Source organism: Pseudomonas brassicacearum subsp. brassicacearum (assembly GCF_008801605.1).
Taxonomy (GTDB): Bacteria; Pseudomonadota; Gammaproteobacteria; order Pseudomonadales; family Pseudomonadaceae; genus Aquipseudomonas; species Aquipseudomonas brassicacearum.
The window spans coordinates 72,141-88,434 of sequence record NZ_VZPJ01000016.1 but is presented as its reverse complement, the minus strand read 5'-3'; the positions used below and the strand labels follow the sequence as shown (position 1 = coordinate 88,434).

16 protein-coding genes are annotated in these 16,294 nt (G+C 62.8%); 13 read left to right on the top strand and 3 right to left on the bottom strand.

Annotation, left to right across the window (positions count from 1 at the left end; genetic code table 11):
• The first annotated feature begins 48 nt into the window (after positions 1-48).
• The 13 genes from F7R20_RS27030 (at position 49) to F7R20_RS26965 (ending at position 13,327) form a co-directional block, all read left to right on the top strand.
• Positions 49-1,320, top strand: coding sequence for a glutamate-5-semialdehyde dehydrogenase (locus F7R20_RS27030; protein WP_003205898.1), 1,272 nt, complete (start codon positions 49-51; stop codon positions 1,318-1,320).
• A gap of 43 nt (positions 1,321-1,363) precedes the next feature.
• Positions 1,364-2,008, top strand: coding sequence for a nicotinate-nucleotide adenylyltransferase (gene nadD, locus F7R20_RS27025; RefSeq protein ID WP_161797247.1), 645 nt, complete (start codon positions 1,364-1,366; stop codon positions 2,006-2,008).
• A gap of 71 nt (positions 2,009-2,079) precedes the next feature.
• Positions 2,080-2,574, top strand: coding sequence for a ribosome silencing factor (rsfS, locus tag F7R20_RS27020; protein WP_003205895.1), 495 nt, complete (start codon positions 2,080-2,082; stop codon positions 2,572-2,574).
• 9 nt (positions 2,575-2,583) lie between these two features.
• Positions 2,584-3,051 carry a 23S rRNA (pseudouridine(1915)-N(3))-methyltransferase RlmH gene (gene rlmH / locus F7R20_RS27015; RefSeq protein WP_003185785.1) on the top strand — a complete coding sequence of 156 codons (468 nt, stop codon included), beginning with the start codon at positions 2,584-2,586 and terminating at the stop codon, positions 3,049-3,051.
• 9 nt (positions 3,052-3,060) lie between these two features.
• On the top strand, positions 3,061-4,956 hold the full coding sequence (gene mrdA, locus F7R20_RS27010) for a penicillin-binding protein 2 (protein ID WP_003205893.1): 1,896 nt from the start codon (positions 3,061-3,063) through the stop codon (positions 4,954-4,956).
• Between the two features lie 31 nt (positions 4,957-4,987).
• Entirely contained in the window at positions 4,988-6,091 is a 1,104-nt protein-coding gene (gene rodA / locus F7R20_RS27005; RefSeq protein ID WP_043042958.1) for a rod shape-determining protein RodA, read from the top strand.
• Positions 6,092-6,108: 17 nt separating this feature from the next.
• Positions 6,109-7,119, top strand: coding sequence for a lytic murein transglycosylase B (gene mltB, locus F7R20_RS27000; protein ID WP_003205890.1), 1,011 nt, complete (start codon positions 6,109-6,111; stop codon positions 7,117-7,119).
• Entirely contained in the window at positions 7,119-8,144 is a 1,026-nt protein-coding gene (locus F7R20_RS26995) for a septal ring lytic transglycosylase RlpA family protein (RefSeq protein ID WP_003205889.1), read from the top strand. Before mltB ends, F7R20_RS26995 begins: the two co-directional genes overlap by 1 nt.
• Before the next feature lie 167 nt (positions 8,145-8,311).
• Positions 8,312-9,469 (top strand): D-alanyl-D-alanine carboxypeptidase family protein, encoded by a 1,158-nt coding sequence (locus tag F7R20_RS26990; RefSeq protein WP_003205888.1) that lies wholly within the window; start codon positions 8,312-8,314, stop codon positions 9,467-9,469.
• An 81-nt stretch (positions 9,470-9,550) separates the two neighbouring features.
• Positions 9,551-9,826 carry a DUF493 domain-containing protein gene (locus F7R20_RS26985; RefSeq protein WP_003185772.1) on the top strand — a complete coding sequence of 92 codons (276 nt, stop codon included), beginning with the start codon at positions 9,551-9,553 and terminating at the stop codon, positions 9,824-9,826.
• Positions 9,826-10,473, top strand: coding sequence for a lipoyl(octanoyl) transferase LipB (gene lipB / locus F7R20_RS26980; RefSeq protein ID WP_003205887.1), 648 nt, complete (start codon positions 9,826-9,828; stop codon positions 10,471-10,473). The genes F7R20_RS26985 and lipB overlap by 1 nt, the downstream gene beginning before the upstream one ends.
• Before the next feature lies 1 nt (position 10,474).
• Positions 10,475-11,497, top strand: coding sequence for a lipoyl synthase (lipA, locus tag F7R20_RS26975; protein ID WP_003205886.1), 1,023 nt, complete (start codon positions 10,475-10,477; stop codon positions 11,495-11,497).
• A gap of 897 nt (positions 11,498-12,394) precedes the next feature.
• Positions 12,395-13,327 carry a S66 peptidase family protein gene (locus F7R20_RS26965; RefSeq protein ID WP_003205884.1) on the top strand — a complete coding sequence of 311 codons (933 nt, stop codon included), beginning with the start codon at positions 12,395-12,397 and terminating at the stop codon, positions 13,325-13,327.
• A 112-nt stretch (positions 13,328-13,439) separates the two neighbouring features.
• Here the strand turns inward: F7R20_RS26965 and F7R20_RS26960 are convergent, their stop codons facing one another.
• The 3 genes from F7R20_RS26960 to holA all read right to left on the bottom strand — a co-directional run bounded on the left by F7R20_RS26960 (position 13,440) and on the right by holA (position 16,282).
• Complete coding sequence (locus F7R20_RS26960; protein ID WP_003205883.1) at positions 13,440-14,762, bottom strand: lytic murein transglycosylase; 1,323 nt, start codon at positions 14,760-14,762, stop codon at positions 13,440-13,442.
• Positions 14,763-14,834: 72 nt separating this feature from the next.
• On the bottom strand, positions 14,835-14,999 hold the full coding sequence (arfA, locus tag F7R20_RS26955; RefSeq protein ID WP_003205882.1) for an alternative ribosome rescue factor ArfA: 165 nt from the start codon (positions 14,997-14,999) through the stop codon (positions 14,835-14,837).
• A 245-nt stretch (positions 15,000-15,244) separates the two neighbouring features.
• Positions 15,245-16,282: a DNA polymerase III subunit delta gene (gene holA, locus F7R20_RS26950; protein ID WP_003205880.1), complete on the bottom strand. Its 1,038-nt coding sequence runs from the start codon at positions 16,280-16,282 to the stop codon at positions 15,245-15,247.
• Positions 16,283-16,294: the final 12 nt, after the last annotated feature.

Sequence of the window (16,294 nt, the reverse complement as noted above, 5' to 3'; positions counted from 1 at the left end):
CGACAGCTATAATCTGCCGCTTTCCTCATCGCCAAGACCACACAGACCATGACTGAGTCCGTTCTTGACTACATGACCCGCCTGGGTCGCGCCGCTCGCCAAGCGTCGCGCATCATCGGCCGGGCCAGCACCGCGCAGAAAAACCGCGCCCTGCAGGCCGCCGCCAATGCGCTGGACGCTGCGCGTGCCGAGTTGTCCGCTGCCAACGAGCTGGACCTGGCCGCCGGCCGGGCCAATGGTCTGGAACCGGCCATGCTCGAGCGCCTGGCGCTGACCCCCGCACGCATCGACGGCATGATCGTCGGTCTGCGCCAGGTCGCGGCCCTGCCGGACCCGGTCGGGGCGATCCGCGACATGAGCTACCGGCCGTCGGGCATCCAGGTCGGCAAGATGCGCGTGCCCCTGGGCGTGGTCGGGATCATCTACGAGTCGCGGCCGAACGTGACCATCGACGCCGCCAGCCTGTGCCTGAAGTCGGGTAACGCGACCATCCTGCGTGGCGGCTCCGAGGCGATCCATTCCAACCGCGCCATTGCCGCCTGCATCCAGCGCGGCCTGGCCGAAGCCGATCTGCCGGCGGCCGTGGTGCAAGTGGTGGAAACCACTGACCGTGCCGCAGTCGGGGCATTGATCACCATGCCCGAGTTCGTCGATGTCATCGTGCCGCGTGGCGGCAAGGGCCTGATCGAACGGGTCAGCCGTGACGCCCGCGTGCCGGTGATCAAGCACCTGGACGGCATCTGCCACGTCTACGTCAGCGCCCACGCTGAATTGCCGAAGGCCCAGCGCATCGCCTTCAACGCCAAGACCTACCGCTACGGTATCTGCGGCGCGATGGAAACCCTGCTGGTGGACCAGGCCGTGGCCAAGGACTTCCTGCCGTCGATGGCTGCCCAGTTCCGCGAGAAAGGCGTCGAGCTGCGCGGTTGCGAGCGCACCCGGGTGATCATCGAGGCCGTTGCGGCCACGCAAGAAGACTGGGACACCGAATACCTGGCGCCGATCCTGTCGATCCGTGTGGTCGACGGGCTGGAGGAGGCCATCGAGCACATCAATCGCCACGGCTCGCACCACACCGACTCCATTGTCAGTGAAAACCTGGGTGAAACCCGGCGCTTCGTGGCCGAAGTGGATTCGGCGTCGGTGATGATCAACACCCCGACCTGCTTCGCCGATGGCTTTGAATACGGATTGGGTGCCGAGATCGGCATTTCTACTGATAAGCTGCACGCCCGCGGCCCGGTGGGCCTCGAAGGCCTGACCTGCGAGAAGTACATCGTGGTCGGTGACGGCCAGTTGCGCGGACAGGAGTCGGTCTGACTTGGGCGATCTCGACCCGCCAGCTGCTGTGACGACGACAACCCTGCCCCGGCGCATCGGTATCCTGGGCGGCACGTTCGACCCGGTGCACATCGGCCATTTGCGCGGTGCGCTGGAAGTCGCCGACGCCCTGGCCCTCGATGAGCTACGCCTGACGCCCAGCGCCCGGCCGCCTCACCGGGATACGCCGCAGGTGTCGGCGCAGGACCGCCTGGCGATGGTCGAGTGCGCGGTGGCCGGTGTGGCACCGTTGGTGGTGGACGCCCGCGAATTGCAGCGGGACAAACCGTCCTACACCATTGATACCCTGGAGCTGATGCGCGCCGAACTGGCCGCTGATGCCCAGGTTTTTCTGCTTCTGGGCTGGGACGCATTTTGCGGCCTGCCCACTTGGCATCGCTGGGAAGAGTTGCTCCAGCATTGCCACATCCTGGTGCTGCAACGCCCGGATGCCGACAGCGAGCCGCCGGATGCCTTGCGCAACCTGCTGGCGGCCCGCTCGGTGAGCGACCCGCTGGCCCTGAAAGGGCCGAGCGGACAGATTGCATTCGTCTGGCAGACGCCGCTCGCGGTATCCGCCACCCAGATCCGTCAACTGCTGGCCAGCGGTAAGTCGGTACGTTTCCTGGTGCCCGACGCGGTCCTGGCCTACATCGATGCGCACGGGCTTTACCGTGCGTCGAACTGAAAAAGGTGTGCTTCAAGGCACGTGAATGCGTGTAGCGAAGCGCCCGAACATACGAGCAAAACGAGTTTTATATGACTGACAAAGACGTAAACAAAGTAAAGCGCAAAGGCACGTTCAAAAGCGCCCCGCTGCCAGTAGAGGCCCACACCGGCGTCGTACTGGCCGGTGAAGAACTGGTCAAGGTGGCCGTGGCGGCCCTGGAAGACGTCAAGGCACAGGACATCCAGGTGATCGACGTTCGTGAAAAGCAGAGCATCACGGACTACATGATCATCGCCACCGGTACCTCCAACCGCCAGATCGGCGCGATGCTGGACAAGGTCCGCGAAGCGGTCAAGGCCCAGGGCGTCAAGCCGCTGGGTGAAGAAGGCAAGGGCGACAGCGACTGGGTACTGCTGGATATGGACGACGTCATCGTGCACATGATGACTGCCTCGGCGCGCCAGTTCTACGACCTGGAGCGCCTGTGGGCCGGTGCCGAGCAGAGCCGTTCGGCCAGCGCCGCGCACCACAGCCCGGAAAACCCCCATGAGCACTTCACCAAGCTCAACAAAGACCAGCAATAAGGGACCGCTGTGCGACTGCGCCTGATCGCCGTCGGTTCTCGCATGCCCAAGTGGGTGGAAGAAGGCTGGCATGAATATGCCAAGCGTCTTCCGTCCGAGCTGGCCCTGGAACTGGTGGAAATTCCGCTCAACACCCGTGGCAAGAACGCCGACGTGGCGCGCTTCATCCGCCAGGAAGGCGAAGCCATGCTGGCCAAGGTCGGGCCGAACGAGCGCATTGTCACCCTCGAAGTCCACGGCAAGCCCTGGAGCACCGAGCAACTGGCGGTGGAGCTCGATCGCTGGCGGCTGGATTCGCGTACGGTCAATTTCATGGTCGGTGGCCCGGAAGGGCTGGCGCCGGAAGTCTGTGCCCGGGCCGATCAGCGCTGGTCATTGTCGCCGTTGACGTTGCCACACCCGCTGGTGCGGATCCTGATCGGCGAACAGCTGTATCGTGCCTGGACAGTTCTGTCCGGGCACCCTTACCACAAGTAATCCTGCCCCATGCCCCAGCCGATCCGTATCAAGGACCACGAAAAAGACGCCCGCCTGGTGCGGGGCCGCGTCGTGTTCGGCGCTATTACGGTGGTGACGCTGATCGGCGTGCTGATTGCGCGCTTGTATTTCCTCCAGGTGATCCAGTACGAGTACCACTCGACCCTGTCGGAAAACAACCGGGTGCATGTGCAGCCGATTCCGCCGACCCGCGGGTTGATCTTCGACCGCAATGGCGTGGTGGTGGCGGATAACCGGCCCAGCTTCAGCCTGAGCATGACCCGCGAGCGCTCCGGCGACTGGCAGCACGTGCTCGACGTGATCGTCGAAGTGCTGCAACTGACGCCCGAGGACCGGGCGATCTTCGAGAAGCGCATGCGCCAGGGCCGACGTCCGTTCGAGCCGGTGCCGATCCTGTTCGAGCTGACCGAAGAGCAGATCGCCCTGATCGCCGTGAACCAGTTCCGCCTGCCCGGCGTCGAGGTGGTGGCGCAGTTGGTGCGTCATTATCCCCAGGGGCCGCACTTTGCCCACTCGGTCGGCTACATGGGGCGGATCAACGAGAAAGAGCTCAAGACCCTCGATCCGGTCAATTACAGCGGCACCCACCATATCGGCAAGACCGGCATCGAGCGTTTCTACGAGCCGGAGCTGCATGGCCAGGTGGGTTACGAGGAAGTCGAAACCAATGCTCGCGGCCGCGTATTGCGGGTGCTCAAGCGCACCGACCCGATTCCCGGCAAGGACATCGTCCTGAGCCTGGACATCAAGCTGCAAGAGGCCGCCGAAGCGGCGCTGGGCGGTCGCCGTGGCGCCGTGGTGGCGCTGGACCCGAACACCGGCGAGGTGCTGGCGATGGTCAGCCAGCCGAGTTTCGACCCGAACCTGTTCGTCACCGGTATCAGCTTCAAGGCCTACGCCGAGTTGCGCGATTCCATCGATCGGCCGCTGTTCAACCGTGTGCTGCGCGGCCTCTATCCGCCGGGGTCGACCATCAAGCCTGCCGTGGCGATTGCCGGGCTGGACTCTGGCGTGGTGACCGCGTCGAGCCGGGTCTATGACCCCGGCTATTACATGCTGCCCAACTACGACCACAAGTACCGCAACTGGAACCGCACCGGCGACGGTTATGTGGACCTGGAAACGGCCATCATGCGTTCCAACGACACCTACTTCTATGACCTGGCCCACAAGCTGGGGATCGATCGGTTGTCGTCCTACCTAGGCAAGTTCGGCATCGGTCAGAAGGTCTCCCTGGACATGTTCGAAGAGTCACCTGGCTTGATGCCGTCCCGGGAATGGAAGCGCGCGACCCGGCGCCAGGCCTGGTTCCCCGGCGAAACCCTGATCCTGGGGATCGGCCAGGGCTACATGCAGGCCACGCCCTTGCAGCTGGCCCAGGCCACGGCGCTGGTGGCGAGCAAGGGCAAGTGGTATCGCCCGCACCTGGCCAAGACCATCGAAGGCCAGAAACCGGTGGACCCGGACCCGATGCCAGACATCATCCTGCGCAATCCGTCGGACTGGCAGAAGGTCAACAACGGCATGCAGCAGGTGATGCACGGCGCCCGGGGCACCGCCCGCAAGGCGGCCATCGGCTCGCCCTACCGCATTGCCGGCAAGAGCGGTACGGCCCAGGTCGTCGCCATCAAGCAGGGCGAGAAGTACGACCGCTCCAAGGTCCAGGAACGCCATCGCGACCACGCCTTGTTCGTCGGCTTCGCGCCGGCCGACAACCCGAAGATCGTCGTATCGGTGATGGTCGAGAACGGTGAGTCGGGTTCCGGCGTCGCCGCGCCGGTGGTGCGCCAGATCATGGACGCCTGGCTGCTGGACGAGCACGGCCAGCTCAAGCCTGAATACGCAAGCCCCACCACTGCGGAGGCTACGGCCCGTGAAGAATAATTTCGACCGGATCCTCTCCAGCGAAGATGTGATGCGCCGTCGTGCCACGCTGTTGCAGCGCATGCACATCGATGGTCCGTTGCTGATCCTGCTGCTGACCCTGGCCGCAGGCAGCCTGTTCGTGCTGTATTCGGCCAGTGGCAAGAACTGGGACCTGCTGGGCAAGCAGGCCACCTCGTTCGGCATCGGCCTGGTGTCGATGATCGTCATTGCCCAGCTCGAGCCGCGTTTCATGGCCCGCTGGGTGCCGCTGGCCTATGTGGTGGGCGTGGGCCTGCTGGTGGTGGTGGACGTGATGGGCCACAACGCCATGGGTGCCACCCGCTGGATCAACATTCCCGGGGTGGTCCGCTTCCAGCCTTCGGAGTTCCTCAAGATCATCATGCCGGCGACCATCGCCTGGTACCTGTCCAAGCGCACCCTGCCGCCGCAGCTCAAGCACGTGTGCATCAGCCTGTTGCTGATCGGCATCCCGTTCATCCTGATCGTGCGCCAGCCGGACCTGGGTACTTCGCTGCTGATCCTGGCCGGTGGTGCCTTCGTGCTATTCATGGGCGGGTTGCGCTGGCGCTGGATCCTCAGCGTGATCGCCATCGCCGTGCCGGTGTCGGTGGCCATGTGGTACTTCGTGATGCACGACTACCAGAAGCAGCGAATCCTGACCTTCCTCGACCCGGAGAGCGATCCGCTGGGCACCGGCTGGAACATCATCCAGTCCAAGGCCGCCATCGGTTCCGGCGGGGTGTTCGGCAAGGGCTGGCTGATGGGCACCCAGTCGCACCTGGACTTTTTGCCGGAAAGCCACACCGACTTCATCATCGCCGTGATGGGCGAGGAGTTCGGCCTGGTGGGTATCTGCGTGCTGCTGCTGATCTATTTGCTGCTGATCGGCCGGGGGCTGGTGATCACCGCCCAGGCCCAGACGTTGTTCGGCAAGTTGCTGGCGGGCAGCCTGACCATGACGTTTTTTGTTTATGTTTTCGTCAACATCGGTATGGTCAGTGGCCTGTTGCCGGTCGTGGGGGTGCCGTTGCCATTCATTAGCTACGGAGGAACTTCGCTGGTGACACTACTGTCAGCGTTTGGGGTCTTGATGTCGATTCATACGCATCGCAAATGGATCGCGCAGGTTTGAATAAGGTGAAGAGTTCAATGCAAGCAATGCGTGGCTGGTCGACGCGATATGCGCCGTGGATCGGCCTGGTCGGCTTCCTGGGCGGTGCGTCCCATGCCCAGGCTGGCGAATACGAAGGCTCGCCGCAGGTGGCCGAATTCGTCGGTGAGATGACCCGCGACTACGGTTTTGCCGGTGAGCAGCTGATGGGCGTGTTTCGCGAGGCCGAGCGCAAGCAGTCGATCCTTGACGCCATCTCCCGGCCCGCCGAGCGGGTCAAGCAGTGGAGCGAGTACCGGCCGATGTTCATCACCGAGGCGCGTATCGCCCGGGGCGTGGACTTCTGGCGCCAGCACGAGGCGGCCCTGGCCCGTGCCGAGCAGGAATACGGCGTACCAGCCCAGTTCATTGTGGCTATCATTGGCGTCGAGACCTTCTTTGGCCGTAACACCGGGAATTTCCGGGTGATCGACGCGCTGTCGACCCTGGGCTTCGACTACCCGCCGCGCGCCGAATTCTTCCGCAAGGAGCTGCGCGAGTTCCTGCTGCTGGCCCGCGAAGAGCAGGTCGACCCGCTGACCCTCAAGGGTTCTTACGCCGGGGCCATGGGCCTGCCGCAATTTATGCCCAGCAGTTTTCGCGCTTACGCGGTGGACTTCGACGACGACGGCCACATCAATATCTGGACCAACCCGACCGATGCCATCGGCAGTGTTGCCAGCTATTTCAAGCGCCACGGCTGGGAAGCCGGCCAGCCGGTGGTCAGCCGGGCCGACGTGCGTGGCGAGCAGGTGGACGAGGGCCTGACCGAGGGCATCGAGCCGACGAAAACCGTCGGGGAGTTGCGGGCGTTGGGCTGGTCGAGTCATGATGCGCTGCGTGACGACATGCCGGTCACCGCGATACGCCTGGAAGGCGAACAAGGCCCCGAATACTGGATGGGCCTGAAGAATTTCTACGCGATTACGCGTTATAACCGCAGCGTGATGTACGCCATGGCCGTATATCAACTGTCTGAAGAGCTGGTCAAAGCACGGGGCGTCAAATAATGCGGGCACTGCCTACCTATCAACCCCTGAAAACCAAGCCCCTCAAGCTCGTGGCGTTGGCCGCGCTGTCGCTGTTGGTCGTCAGTTGTTCGACCAGCCGCACGCCGGCCCAGAAAGACTCCACCGCCGTGCGCGCGACGCCGGGCCTGGACATCAACCGGGCCCACAAGGACGGCGCGCCGTGGTGGGACGTGGATGTCTCGCGCATTCCCGACGCGACGCCGACCCTGCACACCGGCCCCTACAAGGCCAACCCGTACACGGTATTGGGCAAGACCTATTTCCCGCTGAGCGACTCCAAGCGCTATGTCGCTTCGGGCACGGCGTCCTGGTACGGCACCAAGTTCCATGGCCAGAACACCGCCAACGGCGAAGTGTATGACCTGTATGGCATGAGCGCGGCCCACAAGACCTTGCCGCTGCCCAGCTATGTGCGGGTGACCAACCTGGACAACAACAAGAGCGTGATCCTGCGGGTCAATGACCGTGGGCCGTTCTATTCCGACCGCATCATCGACTTGTCGTATGCGGCGGCGAAAAAACTTGGTTACGCTGAAATCGGCACCGCCCGGGTCAAGGTCGAAGGTATCGACCCGCAGGAATGGTGGGCCCAACGCGGCCGTCCGGCGCCTTTGATGCTCAACGAGCCGAAAGTGGCGCAAAATGCCGCGCCGACCGTGACGGCGTCCACCGGCACGGTCGAGCAGTGGACGCCACCGCCGCAGCAGCACGCGGCGGCCGTAGTGCCCGTTCAGCTCGACGCAAAAAAAAACGCTTCTGCAACAGCGTCTGGCCAGTTTCTGCAAGTGGGCGCGTTCGCCAACCCGGACGCTGCCGAGCTGCTGAGGTCGAAGCTCAGCTCGATGGTGAGCGCCCCGGTGTTCATCAGCTCGATCGTGCGCAACCAGCAGACACTGCATCGAGTTCGCCTGGGGCCGATCGGTTCTCCGGGTGAAGTCCAGCAAGTACAGAACAGTGTGCGCCTGGCCAATCTCGGTTCGCCGAGCCTGGTCACCGCCGAGTAATTGATTGAGGCCCGCTTGCGGTTGGAGCGGGTCAGGTTGTTGGCTCCATGAATAACAAAAGCCCGGCAAGGGTTGTGAGTGAGCAACTTAAATACGCGGTGGCCCGTTAAGAGGCTGCCTGTTTAGTTTTGCCTTCGGGCAGTTCCATTAGCGATTTCGAGAGACGGATGAACATCACCACCTTTGCCAAACGCCTTTGCCTGCTAGTCCCGCTGCTTCTCTCTCCAGCCGCGTTCGCGGTCGAGATGATGCCTGCGCCTCCTCAATTGGCCGCCAAATCCTTTGTGCTCATGGATGCCAGCAGCGGCGAGGTCCTGGTAGAGAACAACGGCGACCAGCGCCTGCCACCGGCCAGCCTGACCAAGCTGATGACCGCCTACATCGCCACCCTGGAAATCCGTCGCGGCCAGATCGGTGAAAACGATCCGGTGACCGTCAGCGAAAACGCCTGGCGTACCGGCGGTTCGCGGATGTTCATCAAGGTCGGTTCGCAAGTGACCGTCAGCGACCTGCTGCACGGCATCATCATCCAGTCCGGCAACGACGCCAGCGTCGCCCTGTCCGAGCACATCGCCGGCAGCGAAGATGCGTTCGCCGACATGATGAACAAAACCGTGGCCGACCTGGGCATGACCAACAGCCACTTCATGAACCCTACCGGTCTGCCGAACCCTGAGCACTACTCGTCGGCTCACGACATGGCGCTGTTGGCACGGGCGATCATTCATGAAGACCCGGCGCACTACGCCATCTACTCCCAGAAGGAATTCTTCTGGAACGGCATCAAGCAGCCTAACCGCAACCTGCTGCTGTGGCGCGACAAGACCGTCGATGGCCTGAAGACCGGCCACACCGACGAGGCTGGCTACTGCATGGTGTCCTCGGCTGTCCGTGACGGCATGCGCCTGATCGCCGTCGTCTTCGGCACCAGCAGCGAAGTGGCCCGTGCCGCTGAAACCCAGAAGCTGCTGACCTACGGTTTCCGCTTCTTCGAAACCCAGACCTTCTACCAGAAGGGCACCGAACTGGCCCAGGCCCAGGTCTGGAAAGGCACCACCAATCAGGTGAAGGCCGGCCTGGCCCAGGACCTGACCATGACCTTGCCTAAAGGCCAGCTCAAGAAGCTCGCTGCCAGCATGACCATGAACCCGCAACTGACCGCTCCCATCGCCAAGGGCGACGTGATCGGTAAAGTCGAAGTCAAACTGGACGACAAAGTGGTGCACAGCGCCGACCTGATCGCTCTGGACGCGGTCGAGGAAGGTGGTATCTTCCGCCGCATGTGGGATAGCATCCGTCTATTCTTCTACGGCTTGTTCAACTGATTGAAGTGTTGACCTGCATGGCCTCGTTCCCATCCGGAGCGGGGCCATGTGCGTTACCACGGCTTACGAGGCCGTTACCCCATGACAGACTCTGAAGTAAAAGCGCCAAAGATCGAATTCCCTTGCGCGGATTATCCGATCAAGGTCATCGGCGACACCGGCGTGGGTTTCAAGGACCGGATCATTGCGATCCTTGAAAAACATGCCACCGTTGACCACAAGACCCTGGCCGAGCGCCAGAGTACCAACGGCAAGTACACGACGATCCAGTTGCACATCATTGCCACCGGTCAGGAACAGCTCTACGACATCAACAGCGAGCTGCGCGCGACCGGTTTCGTGCACATGGTGTTGTGATGCCGGGCACGCTGGGCTTTCGCGAGCTGGGCACGATGGCTTACGAGCCGGTCTGGCATGCCATGCAACGCTTCACGAACGAACGCGGCACCACCGCCGACGATGAAGTCTGGCTGGTGGAACACCCGCCGGTGTTCACCCAGGGCCAGGCCGGCAAGGCCGAGCACCTGCTGCTGCCGGGGGATATCCCGGTGGTGAAGGTCGACCGGGGCGGGCAGGTGACCTACCATGGCCCTGGCCAATTGGTCGCCTACCTGTTGCTGGATGTGCGCAAGCTGGGGTTTGGCGTGCGCGAGCTGGTCACCCGCATGGAGACATGCCTGATCGAGCTGCTGGCCAGCTACGGTGTGACGGCGGCGGCCAAGCCGGATGCGCCGGGTGTCTATGTCGACGGGGCGAAGATCGCCTCCTTGGGATTGCGAATCCGCCACGGCTGTTCGTTTCATGGCCTGGCGCTGAACGTGGACATGGACCTTGCGCCATTTCGACGGATTAATCCCTGTGGCTACGCGGGACTGGCGATGACCCAGTTGAGCGAGCATGCAGGATCGATTGAATTTGCCGAGGTAAGTGCCCGGCTGCGCGCGCAGCTCGTCAAACACCTCGACTATGCTGAGCAGACGACCCTCACGGGCGGAATCGACTGATATGACTACTGATGCAGTGCAAACCATTATCCCGACGCAGGACGTCACCGAGCGTCCGGCCCCACGTGCCAAGGTAGAGGCCGGCGTCAAGCTGCGCGGCGCCGAGAAGGTTGCACGCATCCCGGTCAAGATCATTCCGACCACCGAATTGCCGAAGAAGCCTGACTGGATCCGCGTGCGCATCCCGGTGTCCCCGGAAGTCGACCGGATCAAGGCCCTGCTGCGCAAGCACAAGCTGCACAGCGTCTGCGAAGAAGCCTCCTGCCCGAACCTGGGTGAGTGCTTCTCCGGCGGCACCGCCACGTTCATGATCATGGGCGACATCTGCACCCGTCGCTGCCCATTCTGTGACGTTGGCCACGGCCGTCCGAAGCCATTGGACACCAACGAGCCGGAAAGCCTGGCCATCGCCATCGCCGACCTGAAGCTCAAGTACGTGGTCATCACCTCGGTGGACCGCGACGACCTGCGTGACGGCGGTGCCCAGCACTTTGCCGACTGCATCCGCGAGATCCGCAAGCTGTCGCCGAACGTTCAGCTGGAAACCCTGGTGCCCGATTACCGTGGCCGCATGGACATCGCCCTGGAAATCACCGCGGCCGAGCCGCCGGATGTGTTCAACCACAACCTGGAAACCGTGCCGCGCCTGTACAAGGCCGCGCGTCCGGGTTCGGATTACCAGTGGTCGTTGACCTTGCTGCAACGCTTCAAGCAGATGATGCCGCACATTCCGACCAAGTCTGGCTTGATGCTGGGCCTGGGTGAGACCGATGAGGAAGTCATCGAGGTCATGAAGCGCATGCGTGAGCATGACATCGATATGCTGACCTTGGGCCAGTACCTGCAGCCTTCGCGTAGTCACCTGCCGGTGCAGCGTTTTGTGCATCCGGATACCTTTGCCTGGTTTGCTGAGGAAGGGTACAAGATGGGCTTCAAGAACGTGGCTTCGGGGCCGTTGGTGCGGTCTTCGTATCATGCGGATGAGCAGGCTAAGTTGGTTAAGGCTGAGCTGCTCGGGTCCTGATTTTTTAGCGTTGGTTTTTGGGGTGGTGTGTATATCCGTTTTTGCGTAACGGCGGCTGACGGTTCCGCTCTTACAGCGGGTCACTTTTGGAAAAGCCCGGAAGCCGGCCCAGTCAAAAGTAACCAAAAGCGCTTTGCCCCACCACTCGGTGCCTCGCCTGGGCTCGGCATGCCTTCACTCCGGCATTGGTTCGTGGGCCGCCGCGAAGGGCCATCCATGGCCCAGCGCGGCTAACCCGGCATCCATGCCGGGTTGCCCACGAACCAATGCCTGCGTTCAGCCATCGTGGTTAACGGGGCGCCCCAGATCAAGATCAAAAGCCAAAGCGAGGCGGCCTTAGAGCCGACCTGGTTCTTGGTGAGACCGCGTTTCCCCTGTGGGAGCGAGCTTGCTCGCGAAAGCGGTGTGTCAGTTTGCGGTGATGTTGGATGTGCCGGCCCCATCGCGAGCAAGCTCGCTCCCACAAGGGGTAGCGGTGTACATGAGTTTTGTGGCTGCTGAAGATCCAATGTGGGAGCGAGCCTGCTCGCGATAGCGGTGGCACAGCTACGTAAATGCTGGATGTGCCGCGCTTTGGCTTTGCTTTGCTTTGCTTTGGCTTTTGATCTTGGGCGCCCCGTTAAACCACGCTGGCCGAACGCAGGCATTGCGCAGTGGGCATCCCGGCATGGATGCCGGGTTAGCCGCGCTGGGCCATGGATGGCCCTTCGCGGCGGCCCACGGAGCAATGCCGGAGTGAGGGCAAACCGAGCCTAGGCGAGGTGCCAAGTGGTGGGGCAGAGCGTTTTTGGTTACTTTTGGCGCTCTTTCCAAAAGTGACCCGCCGTAAGGGCGGAACCGCCAGCCGCCGTTACAAAAAAAACGGATATACACACGATCAAGAAAACTGGGAACCCCATGGCCCTAACCCCACACCACCCCGTCCCAGCCCTCCCTCAAGAAGGCCTGATCGCCGTGATCGCCCCCGCCGGCCCCGCCCCCCTGGACACGGAAAAAGCCATCCAATGGATGCGCGCCCGGGGTCATGAGCTCCGGATATTCCCCGGCGTCTACGAAAAGGACAACTACCTGGCCGGCAGCGACGAGACAAGGCTCAACGACCTGCACACCGCCTTCGCCGACCCAGAAGTCAAAGCCATCATCTGCCTACGCGGCGGCTACGGCACGCCCCGTCTACTCGATCGTATCGATTTCGAGCTCTTAAAGCGCAACCCCAAACCATTCGTAGGCTACAGCGATATCACCGCCCTGCACCTGGCCATCAGCCGTTACGCCGGCTTCGTGACCTTCCACGGGCCGCTGCTCAACGCCGATCTGCTGGGCGACAAGGAGCCCCCAACCGTCACCTCGTTTTTCAGCTTGCTGCGTGGCCAGTTGAAGGCCGGTAGCACGCTAAGCCATCCCGCAGCGTATCCATTGACCACCGTTGAGCCGGGCATCGCCCATGGACGTCTGCTGGGCGGCAATCTGTCGATGATTGCCGCGACCATGGGCACGCCTTATCAGATCGACGCCGAAGGGGTGATCCTGTTCATCGAAGACGTCAACGAGCCGTTGTACCGCATCGACCGATTGCTGACGCAGCTGCGGTTGGCCGGCACGTTGCACCAGCTACGCGGCGTGTTGGTGGGGGATGTGGCCGGGGTCGACGTCGAGGCGTTGAACCGATTGCTCAAGCAGACCTTCGAGCCATTGCGCATCCCGGTGCTGTCCGGCTGGCGCAGCGGGCACTGCGATCCGAACCTGACCTTGCCCATGGGGGCATTGGTGACGCTGGATGCGGGGGAGAAGAGGTTGGTGCTGGAGCAGGATGTGGTGGTTAGCTGCTAGTTCTGTAGCGTCCGCAAATCAGTCATCGCGAGCAAGCTCGCTCCCACAGGTTGATCGGGAATACCTGTGGGAGCGGGCTTGCTCGCGAAAGCGGTAGTCGCCATAAGGCAATTCAGCGGCTACGCAACGCCTCCAGCAACTGGTGCGTCGGATACCCATCAGCCGGCCAGCCGAACGACTGCTGGGCGCTGCGGATGGCCTTGCGGGTGTTGGCGCCGATGATGCCGTCGGGGTTGCCCGCGTCATAGTTGTGCTTGCCCAGCAGGGTTTGCAGCTCGATGCGTTCGCTGCGACTCAGGGGCAGGTCCTCCTTGGGCCACTGGCCATAGACCAGCCCGCCGTCGGTAAAGCGCTTTGACAACAACCCGACCGCCAAGGCATAGGACGACGAGTTGTTGTACTTGAGGATGGCGCGGAAGTTATCAAAGATCAGGAACGCCGGGCCGCGATGGCCGGCCGGCAGGAGCAGGGACGCCGACAGCTGTTTGTCATCCGGGGTTATTGGCAGGCCACCATATTCTGAAACCCCCAGTCGCTCCCATTCAGCAACAGGCTTGCGGATCGTGCCATCGGCCAGTGTGTAGTCGAAGCCCTCTGGGAGATCGACTTCGAACCCCCACGGCTGGCCACGCTGCCAGCCGGAGCTTTGCAGGTAGTGGGCGGTCGAGGCCAGGGCGTCGGTGGAGCTGCCCCAGATGTCGCGGCGACCGTCGCCGTCGAAATCCACCGCATGGGTGTTGTACGTGGTGGGAATGAACTGGGTCTGGCCCATGGCGCCGGCCCAGGAGCCAAGCATTTTTTCCGGTGTGATATCGCCCTGTTGCAGGATTTGCAGCGCGGCGATCAGTTGCGCATGGGCAAAACCCGGGCGCCGTCCTTCGTAGGCCAGGGTCGCCAGGGAGTTGATCACCGACTTGCTGCCCTGGAACTGGCCGAAGTTGCTCTCCATGCCCCACACCGCTACCAGCGCCTCACGATCGACGCCGTAACGCTGCTCGATGCTTTGCAGGATCTGGGCGTTCTGTTGGATCAGGCTCTTGCCTTTGTTGACCCGCAGTGGCGACAGCGCGCCATCGAGGTATTCCCACACGGGACGGGTGAATTCCGGCTGGCTGCGATCGGCCTTGATCACGCTCATGTCCGGGCTGACGCCGATGAACGCACGGTCGAACAGGTCGCCACGGATCCCGGCGGCCAGTGCCTCCTTGCGAAACCCGGCCTGCCATTGCGCGAAGGTCTGGGTGGGCGCAATGGCCAGGTCTTCACCGGTCGGTACCAGAGGCGGCACGATGGCCGGAGCGGTCACAGCGGGGGCTGTCTGGAGCGGTTGGGCGTCGGCGGCAGTAGGTTTTTCGGCGCAGGCGACAAGCAGGGCAACGCTTGCGGCAACAATCATTTGGCGCAGTGGCCAACGATGGGAAAGACAGAAGGGCATGCACGGGTCCAGAAATACAAATCAGGTGCTGACCTTAACATGCGAAAGGGGCGTAGGGCTTGTCCTGGTGTTTCAAGCGGCCAGAAAGCAAGAAGCCTCCCAGTTGTCAGACTGGAAGGCTTCGCGGCGGTAGCTGCCTTTGCCTTTGGCGGGTCGTTCCTGGCGGCTGCGGAACAGGGGCTGGGCGACGATGGACTTGGCCTTGTTGGGGCCATGCTTGGATGGCTTTTTGCTCATGGTGGGTACTCTCGTAGGGTGGGTTTTGCAGGATAAATCATGGGGCAGAGTTGGGGGGCTGTCCAGTCCCTGCATTGCGTAGGAAATGTCATTCAGACGAACACACGACTTGTGGCGCCGATAGGTGGGAGCAAAGCTTGCTCGCGATACAGGCACCTCGGTTTCAGAGACACCGCGCTGCTTTCATCGCGGGCAAGCCTTGCTCCCACAGATATCTTCGCCGCAGAACAGCCTTCAGTGCGTGCTTATTCGGCAGGCAACGTCAACCGCTGTCCAGCCATCAACAGCGACAAGCGACTGAGGCTCATCCACGGCGAGCCGGCGGCCTGGCCCTTGATCTGCGCATCGATGCGCTGGGCCTCGAGCAGCAATTGCGCCCAGCGCGATGCGGAATAGCGTTGCAGGGCCTTGCTCATCAGCGGTTTGCGTTTGTCCCAGACGGGCGGGCGGGCCTGGCTGAAGGCCTTGTCCAGCGGTACGCCCTGGCTGTATTGCAGGGACAGGTTGGCCAGCAGGCGCAATTCCCGGGCCAGGGCCCAGAGGATCACCGGCGGTTCGACACCTTCGCCCCGCAGGCCTTCGAGCATGCGCAGGGCATGGGCGGCTTCACCGTTGAGGATCGCATCGGTCAGCCCGAAGACATCGAAGCGCGCACTGTCGGCCACGGCAGCCTGCACCGTTTCCACGGTGATCTGTCCGCCTTCGGCCATCAGCTTGAGCTTTTCGATTTCCTGGGCGGCGGCCAGCAGGTTGCCTTCGACCCGGGCGGCAATCAGCTCCACTGCGTCCTGGCTGGCCGAGAGACCGGCTTGGGACAGGCGCTGGCGGATCCAGCTGGGCAACTGGCTGACGTCCACCGGCCAGATCTGCACGAACTGGGTCTGTGGGCCTTCGACCAGGGCCTTGCCCCATTTGGTCTTCTGCGCGCTGCCGTCGAGTTTCGGCAAACTGATGAGCAGTACCGTGTCCTCGGCCGGGCGTGAGCAATATTCGATCAGCGCAGCGGCACCCTTGTCCCCGGGTTTGCCGGAGGGCAAACGCAGTTCCAGCAGGCGTTTTTCGGCGAACAACGACATGCTCGCCCCGGCCTGCAGCAGCGTGCCCCAGTCGAAACTGGCGTCGGCGGCGAAGACCTGGCGCTCGTCGAAGCCTTGCTGGCGGGCGGCGGAGCGGATGGCGTCGGCGGCTTCCTGGCACAGCAGTGGGTCATCGCCACTGATGATGTAGACCGGCGCGAGGGCGCCTTGCAGGTGTTTGCCGAGTTGGGCGGGAGCGAGCTTCATAAGAAAAGGCGA